General features: G+C 44.7%; 9 protein-coding genes and 2 tRNA genes. 5 read left to right on the forward strand and 6 right to left on the reverse strand.

What is annotated here, in order from left to right; all coding sequences use genetic code 11:
- From B2Y23_RS15505 to B2Y23_RS14530, 4 genes are all read left to right on the forward strand, one after another.
- Positions 1 to 111 (forward strand): hypothetical protein (locus B2Y23_RS15505; protein WP_414632130.1); only part of this gene is annotated, 111 nt, incomplete at its 5' end.
- Positions 112 to 195: 84 nt separating this feature from the next.
- The gene (locus tag B2Y23_RS14520; protein WP_291371575.1) at positions 196 to 1,101 is read left to right on the forward strand and encodes an alpha/beta hydrolase; all 906 of its coding nucleotides are present in this window, start codon (positions 196 to 198) and stop codon (positions 1,099 to 1,101) included.
- 131 nt (positions 1,102 to 1,232) lie between these two features.
- A tRNA-Glu gene (locus tag B2Y23_RS14525) sits at positions 1,233 to 1,308 on the forward strand.
- Between the two features lie 11 nt (positions 1,309 to 1,319).
- Positions 1,320 to 1,395, forward strand: a tRNA-Glu gene (locus tag B2Y23_RS14530).
- Between the two features lie 236 nt (positions 1,396 to 1,631).
- Here B2Y23_RS14530 and B2Y23_RS14535 read toward each other — a convergent pair.
- The 6 genes from B2Y23_RS14535 to B2Y23_RS14560 form a co-directional block, all read right to left on the reverse strand.
- Positions 1,632 to 2,876, reverse strand: a complete 1,245-nt coding sequence (locus tag B2Y23_RS14535; protein ID WP_291371577.1) for an NADH:flavin oxidoreductase/NADH oxidase family protein — start codon at positions 2,874 to 2,876, stop codon at positions 1,632 to 1,634.
- 100 nt (positions 2,877 to 2,976) lie between these two features.
- Positions 2,977 to 4,566: an ABC transporter ATP-binding protein gene (locus B2Y23_RS14540; protein ID WP_291371586.1), complete on the reverse strand. Its 1,590-nt coding sequence runs from the start codon at positions 4,564 to 4,566 to the stop codon at positions 2,977 to 2,979.
- On the reverse strand, positions 4,541 to 5,554 hold the full coding sequence (locus B2Y23_RS14545) for an ABC transporter permease (protein ID WP_291371579.1): 1,014 nt from the start codon (positions 5,552 to 5,554) through the stop codon (positions 4,541 to 4,543). Before B2Y23_RS14545 ends, B2Y23_RS14540 begins: the two co-directional genes overlap by 26 nt.
- Complete coding sequence (locus B2Y23_RS14550; RefSeq protein WP_291371581.1) at positions 5,554 to 6,618, reverse strand: microcin C ABC transporter permease YejB; 1,065 nt, start codon at positions 6,616 to 6,618, stop codon at positions 5,554 to 5,556. Before B2Y23_RS14550 ends, B2Y23_RS14545 begins: the two co-directional genes overlap by 1 nt.
- A gap of 39 nt (positions 6,619 to 6,657) precedes the next feature.
- Positions 6,658 to 8,496 (reverse strand): extracellular solute-binding protein, encoded by a 1,839-nt coding sequence (locus B2Y23_RS14555; protein WP_291371582.1) that lies wholly within the window; start codon positions 8,494 to 8,496, stop codon positions 6,658 to 6,660.
- A gap of 29 nt (positions 8,497 to 8,525) precedes the next feature.
- Positions 8,526 to 11,813: a lytic transglycosylase gene (locus tag B2Y23_RS14560; protein ID WP_291371584.1), complete on the reverse strand. Its 3,288-nt coding sequence runs from the start codon at positions 11,811 to 11,813 to the stop codon at positions 8,526 to 8,528.
- Between the two features lie 222 nt (positions 11,814 to 12,035).
- Here B2Y23_RS14560 and B2Y23_RS14565 point away from each other — a divergent pair.
- Positions 12,036 to 12,136 (forward strand): ribonuclease HI (locus B2Y23_RS14565; protein ID WP_291371588.1); only part of this gene is annotated, 101 nt, incomplete at its 3' end.

Genomic DNA, 12,136 nt, shown 5'->3' on the forward strand with positions numbered 1-12,136 from the left:
TGTATCAGTATGGTGTTTGATCCGAGCATGCGGATCAGTTTCTTTGGCTGTCTGCTGTTTATCGCACTGTGCTATGCCAGCTACTACAAGTTCTATCACAAAAATGCTTAAACATTAAAATGATTAAAAGAGCAGCTTCGGCTGCTTTTTTTTATTTATACTAAAAATGTTCTAGGCAGCCAGCGTGGTGTGTCGATGAAAATTATTTATATTCATGGCATGAACAAGCAGAAATTCAGCTCTGCATCTTTGCGTCAACGCTGGCTCAGTCTGCTAAAACGCGGTCTGGAACAGTCACATCAACAGGCACATTTTGCTTATCTGAAACGGCATATCCGTATTCCTTTTTATGGCGACTTGCTGTCCCGTCATCATTTACATAATGTGCTAAATGCCAGCACCTTGATGCCACAAGACTGGCCTCGCTTTCCTTTCCAGTCTCCAGTTAAATCCCGGCCACTTACACCCCATCTCAATCAATATTCACCTGAAATTTGTGAAATTCCCGAGCTAAAGGTTGAGGATGCCATGACCTTTAACCAGAAGGTGAAGTTTATTAGTACTTTGAGCCGGAATACTCTATTACGGGATTTTGTGATCTTACTGAATCATTTCCCTCGCCTGCATGATACGCTGATCAAAAAATTTCTGATTGAAACCTATTCTTATCTGGCAAATTTCACATTCATGCAGCAGGTGCATCAGCGAATTGGCCAGCAACTGCATGGCGATAAACCCTGTATCCTAATGGCTCATTCTTTAGGAAGTGTGATTGCCTATAATCATCTCATCCAGCACCCTGAACTGAATGTACAGCGTTTTATTACTTTAGGTTCGCCATTAGCTTTCCAGGTGATTCAATCCAGCCTGGCACAGCCAGTGGTACGACCTCAGGCAATTAAAGGCGACTGGATCAATTTCTATTCAACAGATGATTATCTCACCGCCATTCCGCTTACTCAACCGCCATTCAAGTTTGAACCTGAAATCATCAATCATGGCATTCGTACACATATTCACCGTCCACATGATATTACTGGCTATTTACTACATCCTCAGGTCGTTGAAGCTATTCTGGAATTACTTAAAAATCCGGCTTAAATCCGGCATTTTTCAAGTATTCTACTAATATTGTTTTAAATTTATGCACTCAAAAGAAAAATTCCAAAAAACTCTGGAAAAGCGTTTGACACCCCCCTGTTTTCACCCTAATATACGCCCACCTCTGAAACGTCCCTATCGTCTAGAGGCCTAGGACATCGCCCTTTCACGGCGGTAACCGGGGTTCGAATCCCCGTAGGGACGCCAATTTTTTAGATGACCCTATCGTCTAGAGGCCTAGGACATCGCCCTTTCACGGCGGTAACCGGGGTTCGAATCCCCGTAGGGTCGCCATATTCGAGATAGCAATATCTCACAAAAAAGCCTGATCATTTTGAATCAGGCTTTTTTGTTTTTAACAGTATTTAATTTACACACTAGCTTTCTATTTTTAAGTTTAAGAAAAATAATGCACTCTTAAAATATCTACCCATAAAAAAGCAGACCTGCCTTTCAATTAATATTAGAGAAAGGACAATGGTCTGCACTAGAATTTCATTCTTATCGGTCTAAAGCTGGATCAGCTAAACTTAAGCACTACGACGTGAATTAATCTGACCTTTAATGATTGCCGTGATATTGCCTTTAGCATATTTAAAGAAAACTTTCAGCGGTGACAGTTTCGGATTTGGACGTTTACCCTGTGCAATATCTTTAAACTGCGCGGCATACCAGATAATTTCCATAATCGCCATTTTATCTACCATTGGAATTCCGGTTTTGATTTTATCCACCGCATAACGCACGTCCTGTCCTGCAATCAGACGATCAGTTAAATCGGTTTCCACTGCCAATGGACGGGCAATTCCAATAAACTCACAGGCACCACTATCCAGTGCCGCATTCATGCCTTCAACAGTACGGAATCCACCGGTCACCATTAAATGGCATTTCACTTCTTTACGAATTTTCTCGGCAAAGTCGAGAAAATAGGCTTCACGCGCAATGGTACTGGCTTTACGTTTTTCTGCCTTGGCACCCGCCATAGCTGGGGCTTCATAAGTACCGCCAGAAATTTCAATCAGGTCAATTCCTGCTGCATCAATCGCCTTAAATACAGTAGCCACTTCTTCTTCAGTAATGCCACCACGCTGGAAATCCGCCGAGTTCAGCTTTACGGAAATGATAAATTGATCGGAAGTCACTGCACGGACCGCTTTATAAATTTCCAGCAAAAAGCGCATGCGGTTTTCAATTGAACCACCCCATTGATCCTGACGTTTATTGGTCAATGGTGATAGAAACTGGCTGATCAGATAACCATGTGCCCCATGCAACTGCACACCTTCAAAACCGGCTTTTTCACAGATTTGGGCAGAAGTAGCAAAACGCTGAATAATATCGAGGATTTCATCTTCACGTAATTCACGTGGTGTACCAAATGTGGTGGCCAGCATCGGACTAAAAGGCACCGCTGATGGTGCCACCGTTTCTTTATTTAAACCTTTGGGACACTGACGCCCCGGATGAGACAATTGAATCAGCTGTACCATGCCATAGCGTTTACCAACCTCTGCCCATTGTTTTAACTGGGCAAGATCACGTTCTGATTCAATCACCACCACGCCCGGTTCATTTTTGGCGCGGAAGTCCACCATCACATTACCGGTAATGGCACAGCCCAAGCCACCTTTTGCCCAGGCTTCATAAAGATTAAAATGTAACTGGCCAGGCTGACCTTGATAATTTGCCAAGGCTTCACTCATCGCCCCCTTTATAATGCGATTTTTAAAAGTGATATTTCGAATCGTGGTTGCTTCAGCCAGATGACTCATATCTCAATCCTGATTTGTTTGTATTTATATAGAGTTAAGACTCTAAACTGATTATATCATCCGTCAATGGTAATTCTGACAATGTGACTTGTCAGTATATTTATATGTACTGACTGGCTTCAATCAATTGTCGGGTATATTCAGTTTGTGGATTTAAAAACAATTGTTCTGTACTTTGAAATTCCATGACTTGCGCACGGCGCAGCACCAGCACTTTCTGACACAAAGCTTTGACCACTTGCAGGTCATGGCTGATAAACAGATAACTGATCTGATGTTCTTGCTGCAAGCGTCTGAGCAATTTCACGATCGCACGCTGGGTGGTACGATCCAGCGCTGAGGTCGGTTCATCCAGGAGCAGTAACTTCGGTCTTAAGACCAAGGCTCGTGCCAATGCGACACGCTGGCGTTGTCCACCAGACAGTTCATGCGGATAACGCGTTCTAAAGCTGATCGGCAATTCGACTTTTTCTAGGGCTTCATCAATCCGCTGTGAGATTTCTGTGACTGACAGTTTCTTTAAGCCCAATCCTTCGCCAATGGTTTGCTCGACATTTAAGCGTGGGTTTAAACTGCTAAACGGGTCTTGAAATACAATCTGAAATTCGGCGCGTAGAGGTCGTAACTGCTTTTCATTGCACCGGTTTAAATCGGTACCGAGCAGCACAATTTCACCATCACTTTTAATCAGTCGGGTAATCGCCAAAGCCAGTGAACTTTTACCCGATCCACTTTCACCAACTATGCCAATCGACTCACCTTGCATCAATTGTAAATCCAAGGGTTCCACCGCCACAAAGTAATCTTTGACCCGATTCAACAATCCCTGCTTGATGGGAAACTTCACCGCGACCTTGTGTAAAGCCAATAGATTGGGAGCTTCTGCAATTTGAATGGCTTCACCAAAATCATGGTTCAGTAAATCGCGGGTATAAGCCTGTTTCGGTGTGCTAAAGATCTCGGCTACACTACCTTGTTCCTCTACCTTGCCTTTATTCAGCACAATCACCTGATCGGCATAGCGACGTACCAGATTGAGGTCATGGCTGATCAGGATCATGGCCATATTTCGGCTTTGCTGTAATGATTTAAGCAAATGTAATATTTGCGCCTGTAAAGTCACATCCAGTGCTGTAGTCGGTTCATCGGCAATCAGAATGTCCGGATCTAATGCCAGTGCCATGGCAATCATCACCCGTTGACGTTGCCCACCGGAAAGCTCATGCGGATAACGGCGTAATTTATCTTCCGGGTCGTTAATGCCGACATCTTTTAATAATTCGATAATTCGTGCCCGGGTCTTTTGCTTTGACCAGCCTTGCAGCAATAACGTTTCACCGATAATTTTCTCGACCCGATGCAGGGGATTTAATGCTGTCATCGGTTCCTGAAAAATCATGGCAATTTTATGGCCACGAATTTGTCTGAGCTGTTCGGTTTTAAGTGACAACAAATCCTGCTGTCCCAATAAGGCCTGACCTTTTATTTTTAGTGTGCTGGGTAACAGTCCAAGCAAAGCGAGACTGCTAATCGATTTGCCTGAACCGCTTTCACCGACCAAGGCAACGGTTTCACCGGCATGCAACTGAAAATTCAGGTCAGCTACCAGCACATGTTCTGCCTGCTGGATATTTAAATGCTGCACGGTTAACAACGCTTGCGGATTATTGGCGTCTTGGATCGAATGCATCACGTGTCGCCTCCCCAATATAAATCAATAAAGATAGAACAATGGCCAAGGTAAAGAAGCCCGACAGCGCCAACCACGGTGCATTCAAATTGGATTTGCCTTGTAATAATAATTCACCTAATGATGCTGCATCGGGTGGCAAGCCATAACCTAAAAAGTCCAATGCGGTAAGTGCTGTGATATTGGCGGTTAACATAAACGGTAACTGCGACAGGCTAGAACTCATGGCATTCGGCAAGATATGGCGCAGCATAATGGTCCGGTCTGTAACCCCCAGACTGCGTGCAGCACGGACATAATCCAGATGACGTGCTTTTAAAAACTCTGCCCGAACCAATCCCACCAAGGTGGTCCAGCCGAATAACAGCATAATCAGAAACAGCCAGTAGACGTTTGGGGTAAACATGCTGACCAGAATCATCACCATGAATAACATCGGCAAACCGCCCCATACTTCTAAAATCCGCTGGCCCAATAAATCGACCCAGCCACCGTAATAACCCTGAATTGCGCCTACTGCAATGCCTAACAGTGCTGATGCAATGGTGAGTGCAAAGCCAAAAAGTAGCGATACGCGCAAACCATAAAGTATACGGGCGAGTACATCACGTCCCTGATCATCGGTGCCTAACCAGTTTTGCGAGGTCGGAGCAGAAGGTACCGGTACTGCCAGTTCCAGATTGGGGGTTTGATAGGAATATTGAATCAGCGGCCAGACTGCCCATCCCTTTTCGCTGATCAGTTGCTGCACTGCCGGATCTTTATAATCGGCTTCAGTTTCGAATACGCCGCCAAAAGCCGTTTCCGGATAAGACTTCAACACCGGCACATAAAGCGAATGATCATAGCTCACCAACAGCGGTTTATCGTTGGCAATTAATTCAGAAGCCAGCGATAACACAAAAATCACGGCAAAGATGATCAAACAACCAAAACCAAGTTTATTTTCCTGAAAGCGTTTCAGGCGAGCATGCATTAAAGGCGACATTATTCCGCACCTCGCGAATCAAAATTAATCCGCGGGTCAATCACCTGATACAGCACATCGCTGATTAAGCGCAGAATTAAGCCCAACAAGGTAAATAAGAACAGGGTGCCAAAAATCACCGGATAATCACGCTGCTGAATCGCTTCAAAACCCAGCAAGCCCAAACCATCTAGATTGAAAATAATTTCGATAAACAGGTTGCCGACAAAGAAAATCCCGATCAGTGCTTCAGGCAAACCGGCAATCACAATCAGCATAGCATTACGAAACACATGACCATACAGCACCCGTGATTCTGTCAGGCCTTTAGAACGCGCCGCCAGTACATACTGCTTGTTTAATTCTTCCATAAAGGAATACTTAGTGAGATAAGTCAGTCCGGCAAAACCACCGATTACCATCGCCAATAAAGGCAAAGTCATATGCCAGAAATAATCTTTAATTTTTCCCAATACGCTCAGTTCACTGAAATTTTCTGAAACCAGTCCCTGTAGCGGGAACCACTGAAAATAGGAACCACCGGCAAAAAAAACAATCAATAACACGGCAAATACGAAGGCAGGCACGGCATAACCAATCGCCAGTAACAAGGAGGTAGATTTATCAAACAGCATGCCATGCTGGCGCGCCTTTTTAATGCCTAATGGAATGGACACCAGATAAATCAGCAAAGTGCTCCACAGGCCTAAAGACAGCGATACCGGCATTTTTTCCCACAGCAATTGTGTCACCGGCTTGTCTTTAAAAAAACTGCTGCCAAAATCAAAACTGGCATAACTTTTTAGCATGTCCCAGAAACGGATGTGCGCAGGCTGATCAAAACCGTATTGAGCTTTAATCTTCTCTACCATTTCTTCACTTAGACCTTTGGCACCCTGATAATTACTTTTGGCACTGGCCGTTTCGCCACCCGTTGCACCCAGGCCCTGAAAAGTTTCTGCCTGTTGAATGGCTTGCTCAACCGGTCCACCCGGTGCAATCTGGATCACCACAAAGTTAATCAATAAAATGAAAAACAGCGTTGGAATAATCAGCAGCAGTCTTTTTAATATATATATGCCCATCGAAACAGTGTTCCTTGTGCCTGCGTTATGCCTTATTGTTTATTTTTGACCTAAATACCGGGTGACTTTTTTGGCTTGCCCGGCATCACTCCACCAATAATCAATGCCCGATGATAGTTTCGGTTTGACCTTCGGCTGATGATACATGTTCCAGTAAGCAAACCAGTTTTCACCTTTGCCATAGGTCGGAATCTGATAATAACCGGCACGCAACAAACGATCCAGCACCCGGGTTCTTAGCACCAATTGCTCACGGCTCGGTGCACGAATGACCTGTTGTACCATGTCGTCAATCACAGGATTTTTAATGCCGGCATAGTTGTAGTTCCCCGGCTGATCGGCCGAGGCACTGCCCCAGAACTGCGCCTGCTCATTGCCCGGATTTAAAGACTGCGGCATCACACTGGTGGTCATGTCAAAATCCTTGGTCCGCATGCGCTCGATATACTGCGGCACATCAACATGACGGATAGCAACTTCGATTCCCAAACGTTTCATATTGCGAATAAAGGGCATCAAGGTGCGCTGCAAACCATCCTGATGAATTAAAAATTCAATCCGGATCGGCTTACCTTTGGTATCGAGCAAACGGCCATTTTTAAAGGTATAGCCGGCTTTAATGAGCAACTGGCGGGCAGTCAGCAGATTATTGCGGTTAAATCCGCTGGCGTCAGACACCGGATATTTCCAATCTTTCAAAACACCCTGCCGCTGAATGGGATTCAGTCGGGCTAGATAGGGTTTTAAAATGGCCAGCTCTGCAGGACTTGGAGCACCTTTGGCTTCCAGTTCGCTATTGGCAAAGTAACTCTGTAAGCGCCGATATTGTCCATAAAACAGCGCCTTGTTTTGCCATTCAAAATCGTAAGCATAAGTAATGGCCTGACGAAACTTGATATCTTGAAAAGGCGCACGGCGGCTATTAAACACAAAACTTTGTGTTGGAATCGGGTTCTGATGCTGAAAGCGGTATTTCACTACCATGCCAGCCTGGACGGCTGGAAAACGATATTCCGTGACCCATTTTCGCGCGGTAAATTCTTCATGCAGGGTATATTGACCCGACTTAAAGCCTTCAAAGGCAATGTCCAGATTACGGTAATAAACATATTTTAAGCGGTCAAAGTTATAGCGGCCTTTATTCACCGCCAAATCTTTGCCCCAGTAATTCGGATTGCGTTTATAGCTGATACTGCGACCGGCATCTATACGGTCAATCAGATATGGCCCTGAACCTAAAATAGGTTGCATAGTCACTCGGGTGAAATCTTTTTTCTGCCAATCGCGTTTTGAATAGATCGGCATCTGCGCCAGAATCAGCGGCATTTCTGCATTATTGTCAGACTTAAAACTCATCTTGACCGCATATCTGGACAACACTTCGGTTTCATCCAGATCGGACAGATACATCTGCAGTCCTGGATTGGCCTTGGTTTTATAGGTATCAAAAGTGAATTTGACGTCTTCGGCAGTCACTGCACTGCCATCGCTAAAACGTGCCCGGGGATTGAGATGGAAAATGACATATTGGGTCTGCTTGGGATCATAGGTCACTTTTTCCGCCAGCAAGGGATACATGACCCCCGGCTCATCCAGTGAATTCGACATCAGTGAATCAAACAGATATTCCACCCCATCGGTTGAACTGCCTTTGCCATTCATGCTATTTAAATTGTCAAACGTGCCATTGCTTGCCGTACTTAAATACCCGCCTTTAGGCGCATGGGCATTGGCATAAGGCATGACCGACAAACCTGCATATTTGGGTTGGCTATGAATGGCAATATAAGGCGTGGTCTGCACTGCAGCCCATAGCCCTTGCGTCAAAAGACTAAAACCCCATGCAAAACCCCAATATTTCGCCCTGGCAAATGACATCTAAACTGACTCCCTGTCGTGACGTATTGTTATAAGTTCGGAACTTTAATCACATCACCAATACGCAATTGTTTATTGGGTTGCAGATCATTCATTTCGGCGAGTTTCGCACTATCTAAACCATAACGGTTGGCCAGGCCAATCAGGGTATCCCCGCGTTTGATTTTATATTCAACCACAGTTTTAGGCACCACAATCTGCTGACCCACACGTAAACCGGCACGGGTATTCAGATCATTCATCGCTGCCAATTCAGCAACCGATACTCCTGTCCGGTTGGCAATGGCATTTAAAGATTCACCTGCTTTTACGGTATAGGCATCGGTATTTTTCGATGATTTCACTGCTTTTGCTACAGGTTCAGCCACTTTTGCTTCCAGTTTCGGAAGTTCTCCGTCAATTTTTAAACGTTGCCCGATACGCACGCTGGAATTACGGGTTAGGCCATTCAATGCAGCTAGATAATCCAGCTGTAAATGATATTTTTTCGCAATATTGCTTAAGGTCTCGCCAGGTTTAACCACATGGCTATCACTCTTTTCAAAGCTGACTTTTTCAATTTTTGCTTCTGCTTTGTTCGAGACAGCAACAGGCTCTTCACCCGTGAGTTTCAAACGTTGTCCCACACGTAAGCCAGTATTGCGGTTAATCCCGTTGATATTGGCAATATAATCCATACCTAAATTGTATTTTGCAGAAATGGCAGACAAGCTATCGCCTGATTGCACCGTATAACTGTCCGGAACCGTTAAACTCGCAGGAATTTTCAGGGTCTGACCTACCTGTAAACCCTGAGTATTGGATAATTTATTCAGCTGCGCCAATTCAGTTAAGGAAATTTTCGACTGTGCCGCGATACTCGTTAAAGTATCACCACGTTGAACGCGATAATTTTCAGTTTTATAGGCAGATTCTCCAGTAGCCGTTTCTGTTTTCACAGAAATGGATTTTTCTTCCGGCTTGGTCTCTGTTCTGGTTTCGACTTCATTCAATGGCACATTAATTTTTTGTCCCACTATGAGGCTACTGCCCGCACTCAAACCGGTAGTTAAATCGGCCAATTCCTGATTGGACAAGGCATAACGGTCTGCGATCAGTTTGAGATATTCACCACGTTTCACTACATAAGACTTGGTTTTCACTTTGGCAGTAGATGCAGTAGATTTTGAATTATTGCTTCTAGTTTCAGCAGGATCTGAATTGCTTTGCGCACTTTCTTTTAAAGATAATTTTTGCCCGACACGTAAACCGCTACTTACCGACAAATTGTTAAAATCTGCCAGCTGTTTAACCGATAAGCCAAACTGGCCAGCAACACCGGTCAGACTATCATTGGCTTGAACCACATAGCTTTCAGGCTGTGCTTTAGATTTAGCCGATGCAGATGTTTCGGTATTTTGTGGCTTGGCATCATACAGATAAATACTGGTACCGACATATAGCGGTGAACTTGGATCAATCTGGTTCCATTTCGCCACATCACGCCAGTTCAGACCATTTTTCATGGCAATGACAGCTAAGGTATCTCCCTGCTGAACAGTATAAGTCGTGCGTTTTCCTTTAGGCGGTACCACAACCACTTCTGAATCGGTCTTAATGTAGTTTTTACCCTGGTTGCGTTTAGCTTCTTCAGAGTCAGCCTTGGTACTTTCCGCCACACCTTTTGGATAAGCGAAACCTTTGGTTAATTCTTTACCTTGCTGTTCGGCGACTGACAGGCTGGTTTGAATGGCTGTTAACTTAATCTTGCCGTCAAATGGATCAACAATTTCGGTGCCTTGCGGTGCAATGGCTTTAATTTCTGCGACTACTTTTTCCTGTTCAGCTTTACTGGCTACAGGTTGAAGTACCTGTTCTACCGTTTTATTTTCACCTTCTGCTTTCACGACCGCCATAATTTGTTCACGTTCAGTCGCAGACAAGGGTGGCTCTACAGTGACAGGCTTGACATTCGCCACCTGACTCAGTGCAACAGGAATACGTGGCGCACTTGGAATATCACTATTTGCAGCAAAAGATGCCAAGGCATCAGAGCCTTGAGGCGTAGCTATACGTGCAGTTGTAGAAGGCTTTGTTGCCGTTACAGGGTTCGCTGCTTTAACTGGTGCAGTGGTCGCTGGCTGAGAGCTTTTGGTGGTAGTCGTAGTTAATACTGGTGGTGCCGTTTTTACCGGATTAATCACTTGAGTATTTAACTCAGGCGGATTGCTTCTTTGTGGGGTGAAAGGTTGAGCTGTGCTGGCCCATAATGCCCCTGAACTTGGTGAAAGCTTTTTCAGCCGGGCATCAATAGCCGGGCTTAAATCCGCAGGAATAATAATTTTCATTGGGCTTTGGCTATCAATCCAGTCCCCACGATGCCCCGGATTGAGCTGATATAGTTCGGCACGGCTTAAACCGGTAATAGAAGCGACTTCATTCAAGTTCACCGGTCCTACCGATACCTCCCTAAAGTGAGGACGGTTGGCAATCGGTGGTAAAGACACCCCATATGCACCCGGATTTTTAATAATTTGTGCCACTGCTAAAAAACGTGGCACATAGTTCATGGTTTCCTGAGGCAGTTTCAGTGACCAGTAATCAGTCGGCAAACCTGCCGCTTTATTACGGTTAATCGCCTGCTGGATTCGTCCCGGACCGGCATTGTACGCAGCCAGAGCCAATTCCCATGAACCAAACTGATTATACAAGCCACCTAAAAATTCATAAGCTGCACGGGTGGATTCCACCACGTCACGACGACCATCATACAAACTGGTTTGTCTTAAACCATAAATCCGCCCGGTACTTGGAATAAATTGCCACATCCCGGCCGCTGCTGCACTACTGGTTGCTGCAGGGTCATAGGAACTTTCAATAATCGGCAATAAAGCCAGTTCTGTCGGCAAACCACGACGTTCCGCTTCTTTCACCGTATGGTAAAGATAACGTGAAGCACGTGCGCTCAAACGGTCCAGATAAGGTTGTCGGGAAATAAACCAGCCGCGCTGGGCTTCAATACGAGAGTCCCAATGGGTGTGATCCATCTTAAAACCAACCGTCATGCGCTTCCAGACGTCACCATGCTTCAAGATTAGCAAACGATCGCCTTCTACTGCTCTCATATCGGTTGCAGACAATAAATCTTCTAATGAATCCAAGCTGTTGGCATCTAGATATCCAGAAGAACCGACCATTTTCGATTTTGAGCTGTGTGTTGCACTCTGGCTTGAGGAACAGCCCGACAGTCCCAATGCAGCTAGAGCTGAACCCAGTACAGTTATTTTTAAAAAATTGGGTAATGCAGGCTGCCACAAAATCGCGGTTGGTTTATACATAAAAAAATCCAAACAACTCGTATAAAATTTATTTTTTAGATCTGCCATTGTAGTGAAGCATGTGGTAGACACAAGGGATTAATTTAGCGCGATTTCACTATAAATGTTACAAGAATTTAAAAAATAACCATGTAATACACTTTTAAAGTGGAATTGCGTTATACAATATGCCACTCACCTGGTTTATTTTGACTCTCATTTTAGCGTTCGGATTTGGTTTATATGACTCAAACAATCACTCTCTATGTCGATGGCGCTTGTCGTGGCAATCCTGGTTTAGGCGGTTGGGGTGCATATATCATTACAGAATCAGAAAAACATAA

This window comes from Acinetobacter sp. UBA5934 (assembly GCF_002430855.1).
Taxonomy (GTDB): Bacteria; Pseudomonadota; Gammaproteobacteria; order Pseudomonadales; family Moraxellaceae; genus Acinetobacter.

What these genes read in the sequence shown, in the direction of transcription:
- B2Y23_RS14520 (WP_291371575.1), top strand. Translation starts at nt 196, where the DNA reads ATGAAAATTATTTATATTCATGGCATGAACAAGCAGAAATTCAGCTCT.
- B2Y23_RS14535 (WP_291371577.1), bottom strand. Translation starts at nt 2,876, where the DNA reads ATGAGTCATCTGGCTGAAGCAACCACGATTCGAAATATCACTTTTAAA.
- B2Y23_RS14540 (WP_291371586.1), bottom strand. Translation starts at nt 4,566, where the DNA reads ATGCATTCGATCCAAGACGCCAATAATCCGCAAGCGTTGTTAACCGTG.
- B2Y23_RS14545 (WP_291371579.1), bottom strand. Translation starts at nt 5,554, where the DNA reads ATGTCGCCTTTAATGCATGCTCGCCTGAAACGCTTTCAGGAAAATAAA.
- B2Y23_RS14550 (WP_291371581.1), bottom strand. Translation starts at nt 6,618, where the DNA reads ATGGGCATATATATATTAAAAAGACTGCTGCTGATTATTCCAACGCTG.
- B2Y23_RS14555 (WP_291371582.1), bottom strand. Translation starts at nt 8,496, where the DNA reads ATGTCATTTGCCAGGGCGAAATATTGGGGTTTTGCATGGGGTTTTAGT.
- B2Y23_RS14560 (WP_291371584.1), bottom strand. Translation starts at nt 11,813, where the DNA reads ATGTATAAACCAACCGCGATTTTGTGGCAGCCTGCATTACCCAATTTT.